Source organism: Cupriavidus sp. CPT47-8839-RL05A (assembly GCF_058792255.1).
Genome location: NZ_JBYTEG010000020.1, coordinates 61,856 through 85,852, shown reverse-complemented (window position 1 = coordinate 85,852; position 23,997 = coordinate 61,856). Strand labels below are relative to the sequence as shown.

General features: G+C 67.5%; 16 protein-coding genes and 2 tRNA genes. 13 read left to right on the top strand and 5 right to left on the bottom strand.

Translation table 11 applies throughout. The annotated features are described in order from the left end of the window. Positions 1-254: 254 nt before the first annotated feature. Together AC3WVS_RS23290 and AC3WVS_RS23285 are read left to right on the top strand one after the other, a co-directional pair. Positions 255-2,840, top strand: a complete 2,586-nt coding sequence (locus AC3WVS_RS23290; protein WP_492320507.1) for a PAS domain S-box protein — start codon at positions 255-257, stop codon at positions 2,838-2,840. Between the two features lie 170 nt (positions 2,841-3,010). Beyond that, complete coding sequence (locus AC3WVS_RS23285) at positions 3,011-3,643, top strand: response regulator transcription factor (protein ID WP_010813074.1); 633 nt, start codon at positions 3,011-3,013, stop codon at positions 3,641-3,643. Positions 3,644-3,746: 103 nt separating this feature from the next. Here the strand turns inward: AC3WVS_RS23285 and AC3WVS_RS23280 are convergent, their stop codons facing one another. Next, positions 3,747-4,427 (bottom strand): hypothetical protein, encoded by a 681-nt coding sequence (locus tag AC3WVS_RS23280; RefSeq protein ID WP_492320506.1) that lies wholly within the window; start codon positions 4,425-4,427, stop codon positions 3,747-3,749. 159 nt (positions 4,428-4,586) lie between these two features. Between AC3WVS_RS23280 and folD the strand changes: the two genes are divergently transcribed. The 5 genes from folD to AC3WVS_RS23255 all read left to right on the top strand — a co-directional run bounded on the left by folD (position 4,587) and on the right by AC3WVS_RS23255 (position 10,868). Then, positions 4,587-5,438, top strand: coding sequence for a bifunctional methylenetetrahydrofolate dehydrogenase/methenyltetrahydrofolate cyclohydrolase FolD (folD, locus tag AC3WVS_RS23275; protein ID WP_492320505.1), 852 nt, complete (start codon positions 4,587-4,589; stop codon positions 5,436-5,438). A 103-nt stretch (positions 5,439-5,541) separates the two neighbouring features. Further along, the gene (locus tag AC3WVS_RS23270) at positions 5,542-7,626 is read left to right on the top strand and encodes a M3 family metallopeptidase (protein WP_492320504.1); all 2,085 of its coding nucleotides are present in this window, start codon (positions 5,542-5,544) and stop codon (positions 7,624-7,626) included. After that, the gene (gene xth, locus AC3WVS_RS23265; protein ID WP_492320503.1) at positions 7,623-8,453 is read left to right on the top strand and encodes an exodeoxyribonuclease III; all 831 of its coding nucleotides are present in this window, start codon (positions 7,623-7,625) and stop codon (positions 8,451-8,453) included. The genes AC3WVS_RS23270 and xth overlap by 4 nt, the downstream gene beginning before the upstream one ends. An 86-nt stretch (positions 8,454-8,539) precedes the next feature. Next, positions 8,540-9,058 (top strand): homoprotocatechuate degradation operon regulator HpaR, encoded by a 519-nt coding sequence (gene hpaR, locus AC3WVS_RS23260; protein ID WP_340529922.1) that lies wholly within the window; start codon positions 8,540-8,542, stop codon positions 9,056-9,058. Between the two features lie 19 nt (positions 9,059-9,077). Beyond that, a complete protein-coding gene (locus AC3WVS_RS23255; protein ID WP_492320502.1) occupies positions 9,078-10,868 on the top strand; it encodes a SulP family inorganic anion transporter in 1,791 nt (596 codons plus the stop codon). 220 nt (positions 10,869-11,088) lie between these two features. On the opposite strand, the gene AC3WVS_RS23250 is transcribed toward AC3WVS_RS23255, so the two are convergent. After that, positions 11,089-11,352: a DUF1488 family protein gene (locus AC3WVS_RS23250; protein ID WP_010813081.1), complete on the bottom strand. Its 264-nt coding sequence runs from the start codon at positions 11,350-11,352 to the stop codon at positions 11,089-11,091. Between the two features lie 226 nt (positions 11,353-11,578). Here AC3WVS_RS23250 and AC3WVS_RS23245 point away from each other — a divergent pair. Further along, positions 11,579-11,654: transfer RNA gene (locus AC3WVS_RS23245), tRNA-Lys, on the top strand. Positions 11,655-11,769: 115 nt separating this feature from the next. Here AC3WVS_RS23245 and AC3WVS_RS23240 read toward each other — a convergent pair. Continuing rightward, positions 11,770-13,158: an 8-oxoguanine deaminase gene (locus tag AC3WVS_RS23240; RefSeq protein WP_492320501.1), complete on the bottom strand. Its 1,389-nt coding sequence runs from the start codon at positions 13,156-13,158 to the stop codon at positions 11,770-11,772. Between the two features lie 133 nt (positions 13,159-13,291). Further along, positions 13,292-14,200, bottom strand: a complete 909-nt coding sequence (locus AC3WVS_RS23235; RefSeq protein WP_492320500.1) for a LysR family transcriptional regulator — start codon at positions 14,198-14,200, stop codon at positions 13,292-13,294. Positions 14,201-14,350: 150 nt separating this feature from the next. On the opposite strand from AC3WVS_RS23235, the gene AC3WVS_RS23230 reads away from it, so the two are divergent. The 3 genes from AC3WVS_RS23230 to AC3WVS_RS23220 all read left to right on the top strand — a co-directional run bounded on the left by AC3WVS_RS23230 (position 14,351) and on the right by AC3WVS_RS23220 (position 16,424). Further along, positions 14,351-14,426: transfer RNA gene (locus tag AC3WVS_RS23230), tRNA-Lys, on the top strand. Between the two features lie 341 nt (positions 14,427-14,767). Further along, positions 14,768-15,745 carry a tripartite tricarboxylate transporter substrate binding protein BugE gene (locus tag AC3WVS_RS23225; protein WP_492320499.1) on the top strand — a complete coding sequence of 326 codons (978 nt, stop codon included), beginning with the start codon at positions 14,768-14,770 and terminating at the stop codon, positions 15,743-15,745. Positions 15,746-16,064: 319 nt separating this feature from the next. Next, positions 16,065-16,424 (top strand): hypothetical protein, encoded by a 360-nt coding sequence (locus AC3WVS_RS23220; RefSeq protein WP_479941575.1) that lies wholly within the window; start codon positions 16,065-16,067, stop codon positions 16,422-16,424. A gap of 81 nt (positions 16,425-16,505) precedes the next feature. Here AC3WVS_RS23220 and scpC read toward each other — a convergent pair whose 3' ends face one another. Beyond that, positions 16,506-18,023: a succinyl-CoA:acetate CoA-transferase ScpC gene (gene scpC, locus AC3WVS_RS23215; RefSeq protein WP_492320498.1), complete on the bottom strand. Its 1,518-nt coding sequence runs from the start codon at positions 18,021-18,023 to the stop codon at positions 16,506-16,508. A gap of 394 nt (positions 18,024-18,417) precedes the next feature. On the opposite strand from scpC, the gene AC3WVS_RS23210 reads away from it, so the two are divergent. Both AC3WVS_RS23210 and AC3WVS_RS23205 read left to right on the top strand, forming a co-directional pair. Further along, complete coding sequence (locus AC3WVS_RS23210) at positions 18,418-18,972, top strand: MarR family transcriptional regulator (RefSeq protein WP_492320497.1); 555 nt, start codon at positions 18,418-18,420, stop codon at positions 18,970-18,972. A 168-nt stretch (positions 18,973-19,140) separates the two neighbouring features. After that, entirely contained in the window at positions 19,141-23,997 is a 4,857-nt protein-coding gene (locus AC3WVS_RS23205; RefSeq protein ID WP_492320496.1) for an NAD-glutamate dehydrogenase, read from the top strand.

Sequence of the window (23,997 nt, the reverse complement as noted above, 5' to 3'; positions counted from 1 at the left end):
CGCCCGCATTCTTGGGTCGAACCGATTCTATGGAAGCCCAAAGTTCAGCACAAGTGAAATTTTCAAATTGCGGTATCGTTTTTTATAATGTGGAATTATGCGGCAGCGCACCAAGAATCACTGCCCGGCTGGCCCGCCATGCGCCATAAGCCTGCCCGCCCCGGCCGCAGCAGCAATGTTTTCATTGGCGCTTTCCCCAAGCGACGCACCGCAATAATCTCGGTACACTGGTCGGTCAGCCGTCAATCCCTCCCATGCCGTTTTTCGACCGACTCCTTTCCAGCCTGCGTGCAGCCATGCTTCCTCCCGACGCGTCGGGGTCAGCCAAGGCGGCCGGAGGCGATCCCGCGCACGCCCCTTCGCCGGCTGCCGGACTGGGGCCGATCGAGCCGCTGGGCCCCGACGACGGCGCCCCCGTGGCCGCACCGCGCGGGCTGTGGTGGCTGCGCTGGCGCAACCTGGTGGCCACCAGCTGGTTCATGTTCATCCCGCTGGTTGCCATCGTACTGTTCACGGTGGCCATGGGCGTGATCCTGTGGTCCCTGCACGAGACCGAGCGCCAGCAGCAGCGCGACGCCCTGTACCGCGACGCGGCCTGGGCACAGCAGCGCGTGCGCCTGTCGCTGCTGAGCAACCAGGACCAGCTGGCCTCGCTGGCGCGCGACATCGCCGCCGCGCAGCTTGAGCAAGGCGCCTACCGCACCGCGGCGCAGGAAATCCTGCGCGAAAACCCCGAGATCGTCTTCATCAACTGGCTCGATGCCACCAAGCGCGGCCGCTGGTCGCTGCCATCGACCTCGGAATTCGCCAGCCGCCTGCGCGAGAACCAGGACCAGCCGCTCGAACCGGAAGTGCTCGACACCTTCGACGCCGCGCGCGAGACCCAGCGCGTGGTCTATTCGCGCCCGCTGGTCAACGAGCGCGGCGACAGCTTCATGCTGATGGAAGTGCCGATCGTGCGCGACAACGAGTTTCTCGGCACGCTTGGCGCGCTGTACTCGATCAACGGCATCCTGACGCACCTGCTGCCGCCCGAGCTGACCGAGCGCTACCGCTTCTCGCTGATCGACAAGAACAACCAGACCCGCGCCAGCACCTCATTGCGGCCGGTGCCGGGCAACGCGCTGTCGTACGAGGTGCTGCTGGATCCGCCGGGCCACTCGCTGTCGCTGCGCGCCGATGCCTACCCGCCGGCGTCGAACCTGCCCAACAACATGCTGCTGTGGCTGGTGGTGGGGCTGTCGTGCTTCCTGCTGTGGAGCCTGTGGAGCATGTGGCGCCACACCAGCCGCCGCTCCGAGGCGCAGCGCGCGCTGCTGGCCGAGACCTCGTTCCGGCGCGCGATGGAAAACTCGATGCTGATCGGCCTGCGCGCGCTCGACCTGAACGGCCGCATCACCTATGTCAACCCGGCCTTCTGCCGCATGACCGGCTGGCAGGAGAACGACCTGGTCGGGCGCCTGCCGCCCTTCCCCTACTGGCCGCCCAACGACCAGCAGGAAATGCAGAAGCAGATCGACCTGACCCTGCAGGGCAAGTCGCCCGCCGGCGGCTACGAGATGCGCGTGATGCGCCGCGACGGCAGCAGCTTCTATGCGCGCATGTACGTGTCGCCGCTGGTGGACAGCCGCGGCCGCCATACCGGCTGGATGAGCTCGATGACGGACATCACCGAGCCCAAGCGCGCGCGCGAGGAACTGGCCGCCGCGCATGACCGCTTCACCACGGTGCTGGAAAGCCTGGACGCCGCGGTGTCGGTGCTGGCCACCGACAAGGCGGAGCTGCTCTTTGCCAACCGCTATTACCGCCAGCTGTTCGGCTGGGAGGCCGAGGGCCACCTGAAGCTGGCCGGCGACGACCTCGACAAGGACCAGGTCTCCAGCGACAACACCGACTATGTCGACGCCTATGCCGGCCTGCCGGCGTCCGAGCTGATGCCGTACGCATCGGATGCGCGCGAAGTGTTCGTGCCGGACATGCAGAAATGGTTCGAAGTGCGCCGCCGCTATATCCAGTGGGTCGACGGCCACCTGGCGCAGATGCAGATCGCCACCGACATCACCGTGCGCAAGGCCGCCGAGGAAATGGCGCGCCAGCATGAAGAGCGCCTGCAGTTCACCAGCCGCCTGACCACCATGGGCGAGATGGCCTCGTCGCTGGCGCATGAGCTGAACCAGCCGCTGGCGGCCATCAACAACTACTGCATGGGCGCGGTGGCGCGGCTGCACTCGGGCCGCAGCACGCCGGAGGACCTGATCCCGGTGCTGGAGAAGACCTCGGCCCAGGCGGTGCGCGCCGGCACCATCATCAGCCGCATCCGCGGCTTCGTGAAGCGCAGCCAGCCGCAGCGGCGCGAGGCCGCGCTGCACGACATCGTCGCCGACGCGGTAGGCCTGGCCGACCTGGAGGCCACGCGCCGCCGCGTCACCATCCTGACCCGCCTGCCGACCCCGCCGCTGACGGTCTATGTCGACCCGGTGCTGATCGAGCAGGTGCTGGTGAACCTGCTCAAGAACGCGGTCGAGGCCATGGCCGGCCTGCCCGCCCTGCACGCCGGCGGCGTGGTGCGCCTGCACGCGCGGGTGGAGCCGGGCGAGATCGGCGACAACGTCCATATCGACGTGATCGACCAGGGCCCGGGCGTGGACGAAGCCACCAAGGAGCGCCTGTTCGAGCCCTTCTTCAGCACCAAGTCCGACGGCATGGGCATGGGGCTGAACATCTGCCGCTCGATCATCGAGTCGCACCAGGGCCGCCTGTGGGTGGAGAACAATGCCGACGGCATCGGCTGTACATTTAAAATCATGCTGCCGCTGCAATCGGCGCTGGCCGAGCATTAAGCCGAAGCACAGGCCCTGTTGCCGGGGCCTTCGCGCCCGGGCATGCCCAAGGATTCCAGAAAAAGCCGGCCCGCCCCGTTTCCCCCACGGATGTGGGGGGCCTGTCTCGCCACAGAGGGCCGCTGCCGGTTACACTTCGCAGCAATGAATTGTTGTCCCGAGGAGACTACATGACCGCAACGCCAAACCCCACGCCCCACCGCGGCGAGACCGTGTTCATCGTCGACGACGATGAAGCCATGCGCGACTCGCTGACCTGGCTGCTGGAGGGCAATGGCTATCAGGTGCGCAGCTTCACCAGCGCCGAGCAGTTCCTCGCCGCCTACGATGCCAGCCAGGTGTCGTGCCTGATCCTTGACGTGCGCATGCCCGGCATGAGCGGCCCGGAACTGCAGGAGCGCATGCTGGCCGAGCAGATCGACATTCCCATCGTCTTTATCACCGGCCACGGCGACGTGCCGATGGCGGTATCGACGATGAAGCGCGGCGCCATCGACTTCATCGAAAAGCCCTTCGATGAATCCGAGCTGCGCGCACTGGTCGAGCGCATGCTGACCAAGGCCCGCACCGACCATTCCGCCGCACGCGAGCAGCGCGCCGCCAAGGACCTGCTGGGCAAGCTGACCACGCGCGAGCAGCAGGTGCTCGAGCGCATCGTTGCCGGCCGCCTGAACAAGCAGATCGCCGATGACCTGGGCATTTCCATCAAGACCGTGGAGGCGCACCGCGCCAACATCATGGAAAAGCTCAACGTCAACACCGTCGCCGACCTGCTGCGCCTGGCGCTGTCGCGCAACAGCTGAGCGGCTGGCGCCTGCCTCTGCCTGACTCGGTGCGGCCCCGCGGCCGCACCGGCTGCCCTCTCCGCGCGCCGTCCGGCGCCGCCCCTGCATCCCGTCAGCCCCGTCATCGGTCCAGGTATTCCTCGTCCCGGAACGTGACGACCCACTGTGGCCGATAGACCACAAAAATCGCCACCAGCATGCCGGTCAGGAAGGCCTCGCCGAAGGCCAGGATGACGGCTGCCGTCAGGGTATCGGCAACGCTCCATGGCAGGCCCGGTGCCGTCAGGTGGCGCCAGCCGGCCTCGGCCGCGCTGGCGCCCAGCGCGGCCAGCCCGGCCGTGAAATAGCCGTGTCCGAGGATAAAGACGAACGGATGCCGCGGCAGCAGGCGCCGCATCATCGCCTGCAACGCCGCGGAGATCAGCGCCGGCAGCAGCGCCAGCCAGACGTAGCGCACCCACAGCGAGGGCCAGTCGAACTGGGCCCAGCCATGCCCGGCCAGGTATTCGAGCCCGAACAGCGACACCACGTCGACCACGAACAGCGACAGCAGCGCCAGCGGCAGCCCGAACAGCGTCACCATCAGCGTGGCGCCGAGCAACTGGATCACCAGCCCGCCGACCAGCGTGGCGCGCAACGTCCACAGCAGCGCCACCAGCACCATCGCACCCAGCCAGGCGTTCTGCAGCGCATTGCGCCGCAGCAGCTGCCAGGGCCGGCGCGTCAGCGCCCACAGCAGCCCCGCCAGGGACAGCAACAGCAGCAAGGGATGGGACAGCAGGGATGGAAGCGCGGTGTGCATGCGGCCGATGCTACCAGCGCTGCCCCCGCCTGGCCTTGCACCCGCTCAAGCTCCGTGCGGCAAGCCCCACGCAACCTTTATAATTCCGCCTTTAGCCCAACCCGCGCTCCGGCGCGCGGCGGCACCTCCACCTCCCGGCCACAAACCCGCCCTGCCTCCATGCCTGCCCAACTGATCGACGGCAATGCCCTTGCCAAACAAATCCGCTCCGAAGCCGCCCTGCGCGCCGCCCGCCTGACCGAGCGTGGCCACCGGCCCGGCCTGGCCGTGATCCTGGTCGGCGAGGACCCGGCCAGCCAGGTCTACGTCCGCAACAAGGTCAAGGCCTGCCAGGACAACGGCTTTCATTCCTCGCTCGACCGCTACCCGGCCGACCTGTCGGAGGCGGAACTGCTGGCCCGCATCGACGCCCTGAACCAGGACCCGAACATCCACGGCATCCTGGTGCAGCTGCCCCTGCCCAAGCATATCGACAGCCACAAGGTGCTTGAAGCCATCGCCCCGGAAAAGGATGTCGACGGCTTCCATGTGGCCAATGCCGGCGCGCTGATGACCGGTGCCCCGCTGTTCCGCCCGTGCACGCCCTACGGCTGCATGAAGATGCTGGAATCGGTCCAGTTCCCGCTGCGCGGCGCCCGCGCCGTGGTGGTGGGCGCCTCCAATATCGTCGGCAAGCCGATGGCGATGCTGCTGCTGCAGGCCGGCGCCACCGTCACCATCTGCAACAGCAAGACGCGCGACATCGGCGCCCACACCCGCGACGCGGATGTGGTGGTGGCCGCGGTCGGCAAACGCAACCTGATCAGCGCCGACATGGTCAAACCGGGCGCGGTGGTGATCGACGTGGGCATGAACCGCGACGACAACGGCAAGCTGTGCGGCGACGTCGACTTTGCCGGCGTGCGTGAAGTCGCCGGCTACATCACGCCGGTGCCGGGCGGCGTCGGCCCGATGACCATCACCATGCTGCTGGTCAATACGCTGGAAGCCGCCGAGCGCGCCGCCGGCTGAGGCCGCGCGTACGATACGCCACCCGGGGCCCTGGAAAATCCGGCGCCCCGGCCCCATCTGCGGGATGATTGCCCGATCGAGGCCAGCCAACCGAGAACACGCCATGGACCAAGCCGCCAACGCTACCAATCCTCTGCTGGACTTTTCCGACCTGCCCCGCTTTGCCGAGATCCGGCCCGAGCACATCAGCCCGGCGCTGGACGTGCTGCTGGAAAGCGCACAGCAGGCCGTCGCCCGCGCTGAAGATCCGGCCACGCCCGCCGACTGGGGCAACGCCGTGCAGGCGCTGGAAGCGGCCACCGAGCCGCTGGGCCGCGCCTGGGGCGTGGTCAGCCACCTGAGCGCCGTGGCCGATACGCCCGAACTGCGCAAGGCTCACGCCGAGAACCTGCCGCGCATGACCGAGTTCTGGTCCTCGCTCGGCCAGAGCCTGGCGCTGTATGACAAGTACAAGGCGCTGGCTGCCAGCCCGGAGTTCGCAGGCATGAGCGCGGCGCGCCACCAGCTGATCGAAAACGAACTGCGCGGCTTCCGCCTGGGCGGTGCCGAACTGCCTGAAGACAAGAAGCCGCGCTTCGCCGAGATCCAGGAGCAGCAGGCCCAGCTGTCCAAGGCCTTCTCCGACCACGTGCTGGATGCCACCAACGCCTACGCGCTGCATGTCGAGGACGAGGCCCGACTGTCCGGCCTGCCCGACGACGCCAGGGAAGCCGCCCGCCATGCCGCCGAGAAGGATGGCAAGGCCGGCTGGAAATTCACGCTGCACTTCCCGTCCTACTTCCCGGTGCTGCAGTACGCGGACGACCGCGCGCTGCGCCAGACCCTGTATGAAGCCAATGTCACGCGCGCCTCGGAACTGGGCCCGCAGCATGGCCAGGGCCAGGCCGACTGGGACAACACCGCCAATATGCGCGAGCAGCTGGCCCTGCGCCGCGAAGAGGCGCAGATGCTGGGCTACCAGTGCTACGGCGAAGTCTCGCTGGTGCCGAAGATGGCCGAATCGCCGGCCGAGGTGCTGAAGTTCCTCGACGAGCTCGCCGTCAAGGCGCGCCCCTACGCCGAGAAGGACTGGGCCGAAATGAAGGCCTTTGCCGCGGCAGAGCTGGGGCTGCCTGAACTGGCGCCGTGGGACGTCGCCTATGCCTCGGAGAAGCTGCGCCAGCAGCGCTATGCGTTCTCCGAGCAAGAGGTCAAGCAGTACTTCCCGGAAGCGAAGGTACTCGAGGGCCTGTTCGGCGTGGTGCAGAAGCTGTTCTCGGTGCGCATCGAGCCTGAGCAGGCGCAGACCTGGCACAAGGACGCGCGCTTCTTCCGCGTCACCACCGCCGACGGCACGCTGCTGGCCCAGTTCTACATCGACCTGTACGCGCGCGAAGGCAAGCGCGGCGGCGCCTGGATGGACGACGCGCGCGGCCGCAAGGTGCTGGAGCAAGGCGGCGTGCAGACGCCGGTGGCCTACCTGACCTGCAACTTCTCGGCGCCGGTGGGCGGCAAGCCCGCGCTGTTCACGCACGATGAGGTGATCACCCTGTTCCATGAGTTCGGCCATGGCCTGCACCACATGCTGACGCAGGTGGGCGAGCTCGGCGTGTCGGGCATCAACGGCGTGGAATGGGATGCGGTGGAGCTGCCGTCGCAGTTCATGGAGAACTTCTGCTGGGAGTACGAAGTGCTGACCGGCATGACGCAGCATGTCGAGACCGGCGAGCCGCTGCCGCGCGCCCTGTTCGATCGCATGCTGGCCGCCAAGAACTTCCAGAACGGCATGATGACGCTGCGCCAGATCGTGTTCTCGTCGTTCGATATGCACCTGCATACCGACTTCGACCCGGCCGGCGCCACCTCGGTGCTGGACCTGTCGCGCCAGATCAACGACCGCGTGCACGTGGTGCCGCAGCATCCGCTGTCGCGCTGGCCGAACACCTTCAGCCATATCTTCGCCGGCGGCTATGCGGCGGGCTACTACAGCTACAAGTGGGCCGAGGTGCTGTCGGCCGACGTGTACGCGGCGTTCGAGGAAGCCGCGCAGCTGTCGGGCAGCGTGCTCGACAGCGAGACCGGTGCGCGCTACCAGCGCGAGATCCTGTCGGTCGGCGGCAGCCGTCCGGCGATGGACTCGTTTGTCGCGTTCCGCGGCCGCGCGCCGCAGATCGACGCGCTGCTGCGCCACGGCGGGATGGCAGCATGAGCGCGGCCGCCCTGCCCGCCAGCGGCCCGCTTCGCATTGCCAGCTGGAACGTCAACTCGCTCAAGGTGCGCCTGCCGCAGGTGCTGCAATGGCTGGCCGAGCAGGACCAGGCCGGCGCGCCGATCGACGCGCTGTGCCTGCAGGAACTGAAGCTGCCGGACGACAAGTACCCGCTCGCCGAACTGGAGAACGCGGGCTTCCACAGCATCTACACCGGGCAGAAGACGTACAACGGCGTGGCCATCCTCGCCCGCGACGCCAGCATGCCCGGCCCCGCCGACGTGGTGCGCAACATCCCCGGCTTCGAGGACGCGCAGCAGCGCGTGATCGCTGCCACATACGGCGACCTGCGGCTGGTCTGCGCCTACTTTCCCAACGGGCAGGCGCCGGACTCGGACAAGTTCGTCTACAAGCTCAAGTGGCTGGATGCAATGACGGCCTGGCTGCGCGAAGAAATGAAGCGCTACCCGAAGCTGGCGCTGCTGGGCGACTTCAATATCGCGCCGGAAGACCGCGACGTGCACGACCCCAAGAAATGGGAAGGCCAGAACCTGGTCTCGCCGCAGGAGCGCGCCGCCTTTGCCGCGCTGGTGGAGCTCGGCCTGGCGGATGCGTTCCGCCAGTTCGAGCAGCCGGAGAAGGCCTTCTCGTGGTGGGACTACCGCATGATGGCGTTCCGCCGCAATGCGGGCCTGCGCATCGACCACATCCTGCTGTCGCCGGCATTGACCAGCGGCTGCAGCGCCTGCGTGATCGACCGCGTGCCGCGCACGTGGGAGCAGCCATCTGACCACACGCCGGTGGTCGCCACGCTCAGTTGCAGCTGAGCGCGCCGCTGGCGCCGCGCGCGGGTTCAGGCAAGTCCGCACAAGCCCCGCTCGCCGCGCGGCGCCGCGCCCGCTACACTGCGGGCATGAGCCACACCCGCCAGGCCATGTTCCGCCACCGCAACCTTCCTCACCTGCTGCTGCAAGCGCGCGAGACATTGCTGGCCGGCTTTCGCCCGATCCTGCGGCAGTTCGGCATCACCGAGCAGCAATGGCGCGTGATGCGCACGCTCAACGAGCGCGAGCCGATGGAGCCTAACCAGCTGGCCGAAGCCTGCCTGATCCTGAGCCCCAGCCTGACCCGCATGCTGTGCGGCATGGAAGACGCCGGGCTGGTCGAACGGACCCGCTCTGCCACCGACCAGCGCCGCCAGCTGGTCAGCCTGACGCCGTCGGCGCGCGCCATCATCGTGCAAATGGAGCCGCTGGTCGATGCACGCTACCAGGAGCTGGCGCAGCGACTCGGCCCCGAGCGTCTGACCGAGGTCTACCGCGCGCTCGACGCGATGCTGGCCGGCCTGGCGCCGCAGCCGAACCTGCCCGAATCCACCCCGCCCGAATCCGTTGCCTCGCCACCGCCTGGGCGCGGCGGCGAGGCCGGCTGAGCCTGCCCCTTCATTGCCGATGCCCGCGTCCCATCCCGGATCACTCCTGCCGCGCCTGTTCCCATGGAGCCAGCGCGTCGACAAGACCACGCTGCGCGCCGACCTGGTGGCCGGCCTGCTCGGCGCCGTGCTGGTGCTGCCGCAGGGCGTGGCCTTCGCCACGCTGGCCGGCCTGCCGCCGCAATACGGCATCTACAGCGCGGTGGTGCCGTGCATCGTGGCGGCGCTGTTCGGTTCGAGCTGGCACGTGATGTCGGGGCCGACCAACGCCAATTCGCTGGCATTGTTCGCGATGCTGAGCCCGCTTGCGTTTGCCGGCAGCCCGGCCTATATCGGGCTGGCGCTGGCGGTCACCATCGTGGTGGGCGTGATGCAGCTCGCCGTGGGCACGTTGCGGCTGGGCACGCTGGCCAACTTTATTTCGCCGTCGGTGCTGCTCGGTTTCACCTGCGGCGCCGCGACGCTGATCGGCCTGTATGCGCTCAAGGACCTGTTCGGGCTGGCGGTGCCGACCGGCACCAGTGCATTCGGCGTGCTGCGCCACCTGTTCGAGAACATCGACGCCATCAACTGGGGCGCGGCCACCGTAGGCGCGGTCACGCTGGTGGTGACGCTGCTGTGCAAGCGGCTGTGGCGGCGGCTGCCATTCATGCTGCTGGGGCTGCTGGCCGGCTACGCCGTGGCGCTGCTGCTGAACCAGTCCGGCGCGGGCGGCGCCCACCATGTCAACGTGGTCGGGCCGATCCCGTCGGCGCTGCCGCGCTTCCACCTTCCCGATGTGGACTGGCGCAAGCTGCCAGACCTGCTGGGCATCGCCTCGGCGCTGACCATCGTCGCGCTGGGCCAGTCGATCTCGATCGCCAAGGCGGTGGCGCTGCGCTCGGGCCAGCATATCGACGCCAACCGCGAGTTCATCGGCCAGGGCCTGTCCAATATCGCGGGCGGCTTCTTCTCCGGCTATATCTCGTGCGGCTCGCTCAACCGCTCGGTGCCCAACTTCGAAGCCGGCGCGCGCACGCCGCTGGCCAGCGTGTTCTCGGCGCTGTGGCTGGTGGCGCTGGTGGCCGTCAGCGCCCCGCTGCTGGCACAGATCCCGATGGCGGCGATCGCCGCGATGCTGCTGCTGGTGGCGTGGGGCCTGCTCGACACCGCGCGGCTGCGCCGCATCTTCACGCTCAGCCGCACGGAGTTCGCCATTGCCATCGGCACCTTCGCCGCCACGCTGGTGATCCGGCTGGAGATGGCGGTGCTGCTCGGCACCGTGCTGTCGCTGGTGGCCTACCTGTACCGCACCTCGCGGCCGGCCGTGCGCAGCCTGGTGCCCGATGCCGACGATCCCGGCCGGCGCTTCACGCCGCTGGACGAGCTGCGCCGCCCGCAGCCGGAATGCCCGCAACTGAAGCTGCTGCGCATGGAAGGCGCGATCTATTTCGGCGCGGTGCAGTACGTGACGGATCGCCTGCACTGGCTGCGCACGGTCAACGCCGGCCAGACGCACCTGCTGGCGATGACCAAGAGCATGAACTTCATCGACCTGGCCGGTGCCGAGATGTGGGAAAACGAGCTCGCCGAACGGCGCGCGCTGGGCGGCGACCTGTACTTCCACCGCCCGCGCACGCAGGTGCTGCAGACCTGGGCGCAGACCGGCTTTACCGACAAGCTCGGGGCCGACCATATCTTCCCGACCAAGCGGCAGGCGCTGCACACGATCGTCGGCGAGCTCTCGCCGGACATCTGCGCGCAATGCACCGTGCGGATCTTTGAAGAGTGCGCGTCACGGCCTGGCGCCGCAGCCCCGGCAGCACAATGAACTGAAGCGCCGGCACGCCGGCATGAGCGGCGGCCGCGCACCAGCGTTCAGCAACAGTACGCTGCAGGAAAAACCAGGAAACTGAAACGGGAAAACCGGGAATCTGCCTGTGCCGGCGTTGCCGGCTTGGCACGCAAGGCCGGACGGCCCTACGTCTGGGAACCTGATAACAGATGGGCGCCCGCGGCATGCCGGGGCCTGGCCGGGGCATCCATCCGCATCAGATCGGCGCCACGTGGGCGCGCTTGACGACGATTGGCTGGGGCGCGCCCTGCTCGATCAGCACCACGGCGGCGCGTTCGATGGTTTCGCGGCCGGCACGGAATGCCTCTTCCAGCGACAGTACCTGGTCGGCACTGAAGCCTTCCCACAGTGCTTCGCGTGTCACCACGCAAGTCACCTTCTCGCCATTGACAAGTGCCTGGAACAACAAGCCTTCATTATTGATGTCGTAGCGCTCTTGCTCTTGGAATTTGATTTCCATCGGTGCAGCCCTCCATATGCAAGTGGAGAAACATCCTAACATGGCTCCGGCAAAATCGTATGGAGAGAGCCCATGCGAATGCGCTCATTGCGAAGACCATCACGGCCGCCTTCGAGTTCCATCCGCGCGTATGTGCGCCTCCCGGTCACAACGACGGGGGTTGTTCCGGCAAGTGCATCAAACATTTGACAGCGCCGGAAATCATGCTAAAATCTCGTTCTTCGTTGGGGCGTTAGCTCAGTTGGTAGAGCAGCGGACTCTTAATCCGTAGGTCGAGTGTTCGAGTCACTCACGCCCCACCACCGAATACAGAAAGGCCGGAAGCAGCAATGCTTCCGGCCTTTTGCTTTGTGCGCTTGCTTGATTGGCTTATCCGCTGCGGCGCAGGCACATGCCCACGCCACAGCAGTCCGTGCATCAGGCGCCCTGGCTGGCCCGCTCGAACAGCGTACGTGCCAGCGCGCGATGGCGCAGCAGCACGTTGGGCAGGTCGGCCGTCAGCAGTGCACCGTCGCGCACCACTTCCCTGCCGTTGATCACGCTCGCCGCGACATTGGCCGGCGTGCAGAACACCAGCGCCGCCACCGGGTCATGGCCGGCGCCGGCAAAGCCGACCTGCGACATGTCGAAGGCGACAAAATCCGCCGACATGCCCGGCGCCAGCGCGCCGATATCGTCGCGGTTGAGCACGCGCGCACCACCCAGCGTGGCAATCTCCAGTGCCTCGCGCGCGCTCATGGCGGCCGGCCCGTAGCCAACGCGCTGCAGCAGCATGGCCTGGCGCGCCTCGCCCAGCATATGCGCGCCGTCGTTCGACGCGCTGCCGTCCACGCCCAGGCCCACCGGCACGCCGGCATCGCGCATGGCCCGCACCGGTGCAATGCCGGACGCCAGCCGCATGTTCGAGCACGGGCAATGCGCCACGCCGGTCCCGGTGCGGGCAAACAGTGCGACGCCCTCGTCGTCCAGCTTGACGCAGTGCGCATGCCACACATCGCGGCCGACCCAGCCCAGGTCCTCGGCATACTGGGCCGGCGTCAGGCCGAATTTCTCACGCGAGTAGGCAATGTCGTTGTCGTTCTCGGCCAGGTGCGTGTGCAGCGACACGCCATAGTGCCGCGCCATATTGGCCGATTCGCGCATCAGGTCGCGCGACACCGAAAACGGCGAGCACGGTGCCAGCACCACGCGCAGCATCGCGTGGCGCGCACTGTCGTGGTACTGCTCCACCAGCCGCTGGCTGTCGCGCAGGATGGCGGCCTCCTCTTCCACCACCACGTCCGGCGGCAAGCCGCCCTTGCTGCGGCCCACGCTCATCGAGCCGCGCGCGGCGTGGAAGCGCATGCCCATCTCCTGCGCCGCGGCAATCGAGTCATCCAGGCGCGAGCCGTTCGGGAACAGGTAGAGGTGGTCGCTGGAGGTGGTGCACCCGGACAGCATCAGCTCGGCCATCGCAGTCTTGGTCGACACCGCGATCATTTCCGGCGTCAGGTGCGACCACAGCAGGTACAGGTTGGTCAGCCACGAGAACAGCTCGGCGTCCTGCGCCGCTGGCACCGCACGCGTCAGGCTCTGGTACATGTGGTGGTGGGTGTTGACCAAGCCGGGCGTGACCACGCGGCCGCGCATGTCGAGCACCTGCGCGCTGCCGTCGTCGACCATGCGCCGGTACTGCGGCGGCAGTTCCGAGGTGGGACCGACCCAGTGCACGGCGGGGCCTTCGGCAACCAGGGCGCCATCGCGGATCTCGCGGCGCTGCGCATCCATGGTGACCAGCACGTCGGCGTTCAGGGCAATCAGGGTCATGGCGGAATTCCTTCTGCAAAACGAATTGGGGGACGGGATGGCCGCCAGTCTACGGTGGCGAGGTGCCATCCCCCAAGCGCAGAATTCCGATCATCCTGTCCACAAAAAGTGGACACCCGAGACACCCTGTTGCTCAGCGCGCCTGCGCGAACAACACCGCCAGCGCGTCGCCGATGCGCTCGGCCATCAACTCGGCCGCGGCGCTGAGCGGGCCGCGAGCGCGCGCCACCAGCGTCAGCGTCTGGCCCTGCAGGTGGCGGTCGCGCAGTGGCACGTAGACCAGCGCCTGGCGGGCGCGCTCTTCCATCACATCGAGCGGGTTCAGCAGCGCGATGCCGGTGCCCAGCATCACCAGTTGCCGGATCAGCGCGGTCGAGGTGGACTCCGCCACCGGCGAGACCTCGATCGCATTGCGGGCAAAGGCCGCGTCAAGGATGGCGCGGATCGACAGCGAGGGCGCCGGCAGGATCAGCGGATAGCCGACGCATTCGCTCAGCAGCGCCGATTGCCGGGCCGCCAGCGCATGGCCCGGCGGCACCACCGCGCCGATCTGCCAGTCGCTGGTGGCCAGCGCGCGGAAGGCGGGCAGCTCAGGCAGGTCATAGCCAAGGCCCAGGTCGGCGTCGCCCTGCTCCACCGCCGCGATGATGTCGGCCACCGGCAGGTCGGCGACGCGCACCACGATGCCCGGGTAGCGCTGGCGGAAGTCATGCACCAGCGACGGCATCAGCGAGCCCGCCAGGCCGGCCGTGACCGCCACGGTGACCTCGCCGCGGCGAGCACCCTTGAAGTCCTCGATGCGCTCGCGCAGCGCATCGTGCTCGCGCAGCGTCTGGCGCACGTGGGCCAGCACCATCTCGCCCAGCGGCGTCAGCCGCAGCCGCTTGTTGATGCGCTCGAACAGCGGCGCGCCCAGTTCCGCCTCCAGGTCCAGGATCTGGCGGTTGACCGCGGTCGGCGCCACATGCAGTTGCTCGGCCGCCTTGCGGATCGAACCGCGGCGGACGACCTCGTCGAGATAGCGCAGGACTCTGGCGTGCATGGGCTGGGCAAGCTGGTGGATCGGAACCACCGCGCGGCGGGATGCGCGCGGTGGCCTGGCATTGTAGCGGCCAGTGCAGCCTGGCTCGCAAAAATTGCGCGAAGGCTATTGCGTCTTATCCGATACCTTGCTACAATCTTTTTCTTCGTTGGGGCGTTAGCTCAGTTGGTAGAGCAGCGGACTCTTAATCCGTAGGTCGAGTGTTCGAGTCACTCACGCCCCACCAGCGAATTCAGGAAAAGCCGGAAGCCTTGCTTCCGGCTTTTTTCATTTCCGCCGCGCTGCTTTGCGCGCGCGGTCGGCATCGCTGCCGGTTTCTTGATACGCGGGTTCTCACCAATTCCCCTGCGCCCGCTTTCCCGGTTGAATCGCATCCGCGCACATTGTGGAACATAGTTCCGTATCGCGGAACTATCGCAAGGTGCCGGCCGTCGCCGCATCCCGGCACGGCCCGGTCATGCCAGCGCGGGGATCCGTGACAGCGCGGGGCGCAGACGAAAGGTCTGGGTCCGAAGAAACGCCTGCAGCCTGCCTGGCGAATCAGTGAAAGAAGAACGGAGGCACTCCTTGAAAGCAGTTATCAACGCCGGCGCAGCCGCCTGCATCGCGGCCCTTGGCCTGGCCCACGGCCTGGCCCAGGCCCAGTCCTACCCCAACAAGCCGATCCGCCTGATCGTTCCGTTCGCGGCCGGCGGCACCACCGACATCGTTGCGCGCGCGGTCTCCGACGGCCTCGGCCGCGAGCTGGGCCAGCCGGTGGTGGTGGAAAACCGCGGCGGCGGTGGCGGCGCTATCGGCGCCGACGCGCTCGCCAAGTCCGCCCCGGACGGCTACACGCTGGGCATCGCCACCGTCAGCACGATGGCGACCAACCCCGCCACCAACCCCAAGAACCCGTACGACCCGCTCAAGGACTTCGCGCCGATCACCAACCTGGTCAACGTGCCGAACGTGCTGACGGTCAACCCGAAGGTGCCGGCCAAGACCCTGAAGGAGTTCGTCGCGATGCTGCAGGCCAGCCCCGGCAAGTACAGCTACGCCTCGGCCGGCAAGGGCAGCATCTCGCACCTGGACGGCGAGCTGTTCAAGGACATTACCAAGACCGACATGGTCCATATCCCCTACCGCGGATCGGGCCCTGCGCTGAACGACACGCTGGCCGGCCAGGTCAACGCGCAGTTCGACAACCTGCCGTCGTCGATGCCGCATATCCAGGCCGGCAAGCTGCGCGCGCTGGCAGTGGCGGCGCCCAAGCGGGTCGAGGGCCTGCCAGACGTGCCGACCTTTGCCGAAGCCGGCATGAAGGACATGAACAACATGGCCTGGTACGGACTGGTGGCCCCGGCCGGCACGCCCACGGCAATCATCACGCGCGTGCATGATGCCGCGGTCAAGGCGCTGCAGGACCCCAACGTCAAGCGCCGCCTGGCCGACAGCGGTGCCTACACCGACGGCAACACCCCGGCGCAGTACGCCGCCCAGATCAAGCGCGAGCTGGACCTGCGCAAGAAGATCGCACGCGACCAGAACATCACACTGGAATAACCGCACGGCGAAACCGTCCCGCGAGGGGTCATGACCGGCTGCCACCTGGCAGCCGGTTTTTTTATGGCTGCCGGTTGAAAATGTGCCATCAGTCACCCACATCTGTCCCAGGATCGTTGCATTTGATCCGGCGCAGTACGCAGGCAACGCCATCGGTATTCAATACTTGTAGAAGAAACTTTCACTTTGCGGACAAGCGCTGACTCGGTACATTAACCGGGTGTTCCGCCACATGTGCCCGGCCGTCACCGGCCAAGCTCGGCCCCAAAACCGGATTCGCGCAGGTGCTGCGCGACCGTCAATCGCGAGGATAAGCAAGATGCTGAAGAAGACCGTTTCGACCCTGATCGTTGCAGCACTGGCCGCGCTGGGCGCGACGCAGGTCTATGCGCAGAAGAACTACACCGAAGGCGGCGATCTCTACGGTGGCAGCCACACCAAGAAGGCCAGCCCGAACCAGAACCCCGCCAAATCCGGCAAGTTCGACCCGTACACCGATGGCGCCAAGCAATCGACCAAGTCGGACCTGACCAACTCGGGCAAGAAGTTCGACCCGAACACGGATGGCGCCAAGTCCGGCAAGTTCGATCCGTACACCGACGGCGCCAAGGCCGGCAAGGCTGATCCGTACACCGATGGCGCCAAGGCGCCTGCCAGCCAGGGCGGCAAGGCGCAGTAAGCCTGCCCCGCCGCCAACCGGCGGCACCAAGGCAAACAGCCCGCTTGCGCGGGCTGTTTTGCTTTTTGGCGGAGGCGGCGCTCAGGCAGCCATCGCCTGGGCCGGCTGCGCGGGCAGCATGGTGCCGCGGTCGCGGAAGCCGACATGCCAGGACAGCGCCTCTTCCAGCAGGTGCGGGGTCTGGCCGCCATGGGTGCTGGCGCGCCGGAAGTAGTCGCCCAGCAGCTCGCGGTATTGCGGGTCGGCACAGTTGTCGATGACCGTGCGCGCGCGTTCGCGCGGCGCCAGGCCGCGCAGGTCGGCCAGGCCGTGCTCGGTGACGATGATGTCGACGTCGTGCTCGGTATGGTCCACGTGCGCCACCATCGGCACGATGCTCGAGATATCGCCGCCCTTGGCCACCGACTTGGTCACGAATACCGACAGGTGCGCATTGCGCGCAAAATCGCCGGAGCCACCGATGCCGTTCATCATGTGCGTGCCCCCCACATGCGTGGAGTTGACGTTGCCGTAGATGTCGCACTCCAGCGCCGTGTTGATGGTAATCAGCCCGAGCCGGCGCAGGATCTCAGGATGGTTGCTGATCTCCTGCGGACGCAGCAGCAGGCGCGAGCGATAGCGGTCCAGGTTCGACAGGAAGCGCTGGTACACCTCGCGCGTCAGCGTCACCGAAGAGGCCGAGGCAAACGCCAGCCGCCCCGCATCCAGAAGTTCGATGGTGCTGTCCTGCAGCACCTCGGAATACATCTGCAGGTCACGGAACGGTGAATCGACCATGCCGTGCAACACCGCGTTGGCAATGGTGCCAATGCCCGCCTGCAGCGGCTGCAGCGAGGGCGAGAGCCTGCCGGCGCGGACTTCGCGCAGCAGGAAATCGTTGAGATGGCCGGCGATATTGCGGGTATCGGCATCCGGCGGCAGCGCGTTGGACGGGCTATCGTCCTTGGCGGTGATGACGATGGCCGCGATCTTCTCGGGATCGATGGGGATATACGGCAGGCCAATGCGCTGCTCGGGCGCAATCAGCGGGATCGGCTGGCGGTACGGGCGCTGCACCGGGAAGTAGATGTCGTGCAGCCCTTCCAGCTCCAGCGGCATGTTCAGGTTGATCTCGACGATCACCTTGCGCGCCAGCATGGCGAAGCTGGCCGAGTTGCCGACCGAGGTGCTGGGGATGATGCCGCCCTGCTCGGTAATCGCCACCGCTTCCACCACGGCAACGTCCACCGGTGCGATCTGGCCGGAGCGCAGTTGCTCCACGGTCTCGGACAGGTGCTGGTCGATGAACATCACTTCGCCTGCGTTGATCTTGCGGCGCAGCGTCGCGTCGGACTGGAACGGCAGGCGGCGCGCAATCACGTCCGCCTCGGCCAATACCCGATCGATGTCATTGCCCAGCGACGCGCCGGTCATCAGGGTGATGCGCAGCGGCTCGGTGGCCGCGCGCCGCGCCAGCGCAAACGGGACTTCCTTGCAGTCGCCCGCGCGCGTGAAACCGCTCATCCCAACCGTCATGCCATCGCGGATCAGCGCGGCGGCTTCGTCGGCCGAGACTACCTTGTCGTGCAGCCTGGCCAGGCGAATGCGTTCCTTGTACATCCTTATCTCCGGTCTGGCGGCCGGGCCCGTGCCCGCGCCGCGCGCCCCTGCTGGCCTGAAGGCTCGTTGGCGGGGTCTCCGGCAGGCAGTGTAGCCAGCCGCATATATTCTGGCTGTGATTTAAAGTCATGGCTTCCAGTCGCTTTATTCATAGTCAAAGCCATGCCAGGGGTCGTGCGGGATACTATGTCCCTGTGGTGCCACAGGGCATTCCCGACCTGTCACAATTCCGGCAAAAGATTCTGGTAGTGTCTGGCCCATCGGTCGACCGTGCCCCGCCAGAGAGGCTGCGGCGTCCGTGCCGCCCGGGCCGGCCATGCTCCGGCCCCTGGTACCCGCACGACGGATGCCAGCGCATCGCAGTGGCGGCAAACCAAAACAGGAGACGCCATTCATGCAGCCAAGACCCCTCGAACCCAGCGAGCCGGTTGTCCTTGCCCTGGTTGATGCCGTAACCGCCTGGCAGGGTGCGTTGGAACAGACGCTGTGCGCCTCTGGCCTGAACTACGCCCAGTGGCTGCTGCTGCGGGCCATCCGCCAGGATGCGTTCGTGCGCGGCTCGCCCTTGACGGGCCCGATGCCGATCGATGCCGCTCGTTCCGAGAAGATGCTGGATGAACTGCAGCGCGACGGCTGGATCGAATACGCCGGCACCCAGGCGCCCCGCATTGCAGCAAGCGCAGCCAACCGGCTGCAGCGCACCGCGCAGGCCCTCAGCGCGCTGCACAGCGTGTCGGTGGCAGCGTTCAGTCCGCAAGAGCGTGCTGCGCTGGGCACCCTGCTGGAGCGGATGAAGACCACGCTGAGCGACCACACCACGCGCCAGGTTCGCGCCGGCACCGAAGCCGCCCGGCAGGAGACGGCTGCCGCGCCCTCGCATTGCCCCGGCCTGCCGCCGGTCGCGCACCGCCCCACCTCCTGCCCCACCCTCGCCGCCACGCGCCTCTGAGCGCCGCGCAAGCCGTCCCGCGGGCAGCAGCGGGAGCCGCCCACCTTTCTTCACGCGCCATCGTCATACCCGCCACTTTTCTTGCGCCGGGCAAGCGGTTTTTTCCTAAAGTATGAGCATGCCCCGGCACATGCCGCGGGCCGCCCATCGACACCGCGAGGAGGGATCATGCCGCAGGAGAACGAAGACAAGGTCGCGCACCTGCTGGACGAACTGGCCAGCTTCGCGCGCGAGCGGCTGCCGGCGGCGATGTTCGCCGTGGTCGAGCCCTTCCTGCTGCACTACTACGACCAGGCCGACGCCGAGGACCTGCTCCAGCGCGACGTCGACGATCTCTACGGCGCCGTGATGGCGCACTGGCAGACCGCCCAGAAATTCACCCCCGGCAGTGCGCGCATCCGCGTCTACAACCCCAACCTGGAAGAGCACGGCTGGCATTCGGACCACACCGTGGTCGAGATCGTCAATGACGACATGCCCTTCCTGGTCGACTCGGTGACGATGGAGATCAACCGGCAGGGACTGGCGCTGCACTCGGCCATCCATCCCGTGTTCCGGGTCTGGCGCGACGCGCGCGGCGGCATCGAGCGGATCGCCCCGGGCGGCGCCGGCGAGACCGGGGACAGTTCGCGCCTGGAATCGTTTATCCATTTCGAGATCGACCGCAGCGGCGAGGCCGCGCGGCTGGAAGCGCTGCGCAGCGCCATTGCGCAGGTGCTGGTCGACGTGCGCGCGGCGGTGGAAGACTGGCCGAAGATGTGCGACATCACCCAGGCCACCATCGCCGCGATGGCGCAGGCGCCCGACGCGGCCTCGCCGGAAAGCGCCGAAGCGCGCGCCTTCCTGGACTGGATGATGGATGACCACTTCTCCTTCCTCGGCCAGCGTGACTACCAGCTGGTGTCGCAGGACGGCCGCTACTTCCTGCGCGGCGTGCCGGGCTCGGGCGCGGGCATCCTGCGCGAAAGCCTGCGCGAGCCTGATGCCGAAGACCTCACGCTGCTGCCCGCCGCGGCCACCGCGATCATCGAAGGGGCCTCGCCGATCTTCCTGACCAAGGCCAATTCGCGCGCCACCGTGCACCGGCCGGGCTATCTCGACTATATCGGCGTCAAGCTGCTCGATGAAAACGGGCAGCTGTTCGGCGAGCGGCGCTTTGTCGGCCTGTACACCTCGACTGCCTATATGGCGCCGATCGCGGAAATTCCGCTGGTGCGGCGCAAGTGCGCCAATATCCTGGCGCGCGCGGGCTTCCTGGCCAAGGGGCACCTGTACAAGTCGATGGTGACCATCCTTGAGCAATATCCGCGCGATGAACTGTTCCAGGCCACCGAGGACGAACTGTTCGACATCACCACCGGCATCCTGCGGCTGCAGGAACACCAGCGCACCCGGCTCTTTGTGCGGCGCGACCGCTTCGACCGCTTTGTCTCGTGCCTGGTGTTCGTGCCGCGCGACAAGTACAACACCGACCTGCGCCAGAAGATCCAGAAGCTGCTGACCGCGGCTTTCCACGGCACCAGTTGCGAGTTCACGCCACTGCTGTCCGAGTCGCCGCTGGCGCGCATCCAGCTCACCGTGCGCGGCGAGCCCGGCACCATGCCGCACGTTGATACGCGCGAGCTGGAGGCGCGCATCGTGCACGCCAGCCGCCGCTGGCAGGACGATCTCGCTGAAGCCCTGCATGAAAGCCACGGCGAAGAGCAAGGCAACCGGCTGCTGCAGCGCTACGGCGGCTCGTTCCCCGCCGGCTACCGTGAGGACTACCCGGCCCGCACCGCGGTGCGCGATATCGAGCTGATGGAGCACGCGCTGCGCGGCAACGGCATGGCGATGAACCTGTACCGGCCGATCGAGGCCGCGCCGGGGGTGTTCCGCTTCAAGGTGTACCGTGCCGGCGAGCCGATCGCGCTGTCGCACAGCCTGCCCATGCTGGAACACCTGGGCGTGCGCGTGGATGAAGAGCGCCCCTACCTGATCGAACCCGACAGCGGCGCGCCGGTATGGGTGCACGACTTCGGGCTGGAGATTGCCGACAGCGGCAGCGCGGCGGAATTCGACATCGCGCGCGTCAAGGCCTTGTTCGAGGATGCCTTCGCGCGCGCCTGGCACGGCGAGATCGAGAACGATGACTTCAACCGCCTGGTGCTGCGCGCCGAGCTGGCCGCACGCGACGTCACCATCCTGCGCGCCTATGCCCGCTACCTGCGCCAGGTGGGCTCGACCTTCAGTGACGCCTATATCGAGCGCGCGCTGACCGGCAACGCGGCCATTGCCGCCATGCTGGTCGGCCTGTTCGTGGCGCGCTTCGACACCTTCAGCGAGGTCGCCACCGACACCGCCCGCCAGGCGCGCTGCGACAAGCTGCTGGCCGATATCGGCGCGGCGCTGGACAAGGTGCCCAACCTGGATGAGGACCGCATCCTGCGGCTCTTCCTGGGCGTGATCAACGCCACCGTGCGCACCAACTATTTCCACCGCGGCGAGGAAGGCCAGCCGCGCCCGTATGTGTCGTTCAAGTTCAATCCCGCGCTGGTCCCCGGCCTGCCCGAGCCGCGCCCGATGTTCGAGATCTGGGTCTACTCGCCGCGCGTTGAGGGCGTGCACCTGCGCGGCGGGCGCGTGGCCCGCGGCGGACTGCGCTGGTCAGACCGGCGCGAGGACTTCCGCACTGAAGTGCTGGGCCTGATGAAGGCGCAGATGGTCAAGAACACGGTGATCGTTCCGGTGGGCTCCAAGGGCGGCTTCGTGGTCAAGCGCCCGCCCCCGCCCACCGACCGCGATGCATTCCTGCAGGAGGGCATTGCCTGCTACCAGACCTTCCTGCGCGGGCTGCTGGACCTGACCGACAACCTCGTCGGCGGCCAGCTGGTGCCGCCACCCGAGGTGGTGCGCCACGACGACAACGACCCCTACCTGGTGGTCGCCGCCGACAAGGGCACCGCGACGTTCTCCGACTTCGCCAACGCGATCTCGGCCGAATACGGCTTCTGGCTGGGCGATGCCTTTGCGTCCGGGGGCTCGGTCGGCTATGACCACAAGAAGATGGGCATTACCGCGCGCGGTGCGTGGGAATCGGTCAAGCGGCATTTCCGCGAGATGGGTGTCGATATCCAGACCACGGACTTCACCGTGGCCGGCATCGGCGACATGTCGGGCGACGTGTTCGGCAACGGCATGCTGCTGTCGCCGCATATCCGGCTGGTGGCGGCGTTCGACCACCGGCATATCTTCCTCGATCCCGACCCGGACACGGCAAGGAGCCTGCAGGAGCGCACGCGGCTGTTCGGCCTGCCCCGCTCCAGCTGGGCCGACTACGACGCCACGCTGATCTCCGCCGGCGGCGGCATCTATCCGCGCAGCGCCAAGACCATCGCGCTGTCGCCGCAGGTGCAGGCGGTGCTGGGGGTCACGGCAGCCACGCTGTCGCCGGCCGAGCTGATCCACGCCATCCTGATGGCGCCGGTCGACCTGCTCTACAACGGCGGCATCGGCACCTACGTCAAGTCCAGCCAGGAAACCCACCTGCAGGCCGGCGACCGCACCAACGACGCGGTGCGTGTCAACGGCAATGACCTGCGCTGCAAGGTGGTCGGCGAAGGCGGCAACCTCGGCTTCACCCAGCTGGGCCGCATCGAGTTCGCGCGCAAGGGCGGGCGCATCAACACCGACGCCATCGACAACTCGGCCGGGGTGGACTGCTCGGACCACGAGGTCAATATCAAGATCCTGCTCGGGCTGGTGGTTGCCGACGGCGAAATGACCGAGAAGCAGCGCAATAAGCTGCTGGCCGAGATGACCGACGAGGTCGGCCTGCTGGTGCTGCAGGACAACTACTACCAGACCCAGGCACTGTCCGTGGCCGGGCGCAGCAGCCCCGCGCTGCTCGACGGCGAGGCGCGCCTGGTGCGCTGGCTGGAGCGCGCCGGACGGCTCAACCGGCCGCTGGAGTTCCTGCCTTCGGAGGAAGAAATCGCCGAGCGCAAGCTGGCCGATGAAGGCCTGGCATCGCCCGAGCGTGCCGTGCTGCTTGCCTACAGCAAGATGTGGCTGTACGACGAACTGCTGGCCTCCGACGTGCCGGAAGACACGCTGGTCGCCGGACTGCTGTCGGACTATTTCCCGGTGCCGCTGCGCCAGCGTTACGCCGACGCGATGCAGCGCCACCCGCTGCGGCGCGAGATCCTGTCGACGCACCTGACCAATATGCTGGTCAACCGTATCGGCGCCACCTTCGTGCACCGGATCATGGAAGAGACCGACGCACGCCCGGCCGATATCGTGCGCGCCTGCCTGATCGCACGCGATGTCTTCGGCCTGACCACCCTGTGGCAGGAGATCGATGCGCTGGACAACCGTGTGGCCGATGCCGAGCAGGCGCGCATGTTCGGGGCCGTGGCGCTGCTGCTGGAGCGCGCGTGCCTGTGGTTCATCCGCTATCTGCGCAGCGGCAGCAAGGCCGCCGAGGACCTGGCGCGCTTTGCCCAGGCCGCGCAATGGCTGGCCCCGCAACTGCCGCGGCTGCTGCCGCCGGCCGATGCGACGGCACTGTCAGAGCGCACCCGGGCCTTGACGGATGCAGGGGTCGACGAAGCGCTGGCTGTGCGCGTGGCCGGCAGCGAGATCTCCGCCGCCGCGCTCGATATCGCCGAAGTGGCCACCGCATGCGAACGCAGCCTGGACCTGGTGGCGGGGGTTTATTTCGCGCTGGACAGCCACCTGAGCTTCAGCTGGCTGCGCGAGCGCGCGCTGGCGCTGCCATCGGACACGCACTGGGACCTGCTGGCACGCACCACCACGCTGGAAGACCTGGGGCGGCTCAAGCGCGCACTGACCGTCAGCGTGCTGTCACAGGCGGGTGAACTGGATACGCCCGAAGCCATGATCGATGCCTGGCGCTCCAGCCGTCATGGCGCGCTGGAACGCTTTACGCGCATGCTGGCCGACCAGCGCGCCTCGGGGGCTGCGGGGCTGTCGATGCTGTCGGTCGCGGTGCGCGAGATCGGCATGCTGGAACGCGCATAG

Coding starts and splice junctions, on each gene's coding strand:
- hpaR (WP_340529922.1), top strand. CDS start 8,540: ATGAGCCACACCCGCCAGGCCATGTTCCGCCACCGCAACCTTCCTCAC.
- AC3WVS_RS23205 (WP_492320496.1), top strand. CDS start 19,141: ATGCCGCAGGAGAACGAAGACAAGGTCGCGCACCTGCTGGACGAACTG.
- AC3WVS_RS23280 (WP_492320506.1), bottom strand. CDS start 4,427: ATGCACACCGCGCTTCCATCCCTGCTGTCCCATCCCTTGCTGCTGTTG.
- AC3WVS_RS23240 (WP_492320501.1), bottom strand. CDS start 13,158: ATGACCCTGATTGCCCTGAACGCCGACGTGCTGGTCACCATGGATGCG.
- folD (WP_492320505.1), top strand. CDS start 4,587: ATGCCTGCCCAACTGATCGACGGCAATGCCCTTGCCAAACAAATCCGC.
- AC3WVS_RS23285 (WP_010813074.1), top strand. CDS start 3,011: ATGACCGCAACGCCAAACCCCACGCCCCACCGCGGCGAGACCGTGTTC.
- AC3WVS_RS23220 (WP_479941575.1), top strand. CDS start 16,065: ATGCTGAAGAAGACCGTTTCGACCCTGATCGTTGCAGCACTGGCCGCG.
- AC3WVS_RS23255 (WP_492320502.1), top strand. CDS start 9,078: ATGCCCGCGTCCCATCCCGGATCACTCCTGCCGCGCCTGTTCCCATGG.
- AC3WVS_RS23250 (WP_010813081.1), bottom strand. CDS start 11,352: ATGGAAATCAAATTCCAAGAGCAAGAGCGCTACGACATCAATAATGAA.
- scpC (WP_492320498.1), bottom strand. CDS start 18,023: ATGTACAAGGAACGCATTCGCCTGGCCAGGCTGCACGACAAGGTAGTC.
- AC3WVS_RS23290 (WP_492320507.1), top strand. CDS start 255: ATGCCGTTTTTCGACCGACTCCTTTCCAGCCTGCGTGCAGCCATGCTT.
- AC3WVS_RS23235 (WP_492320500.1), bottom strand. CDS start 14,200: ATGCACGCCAGAGTCCTGCGCTATCTCGACGAGGTCGTCCGCCGCGGT.
- AC3WVS_RS23210 (WP_492320497.1), top strand. CDS start 18,418: ATGCAGCCAAGACCCCTCGAACCCAGCGAGCCGGTTGTCCTTGCCCTG.
- AC3WVS_RS23270 (WP_492320504.1), top strand. CDS start 5,542: ATGGACCAAGCCGCCAACGCTACCAATCCTCTGCTGGACTTTTCCGAC.
- xth (WP_492320503.1), top strand. CDS start 7,623: ATGAGCGCGGCCGCCCTGCCCGCCAGCGGCCCGCTTCGCATTGCCAGC.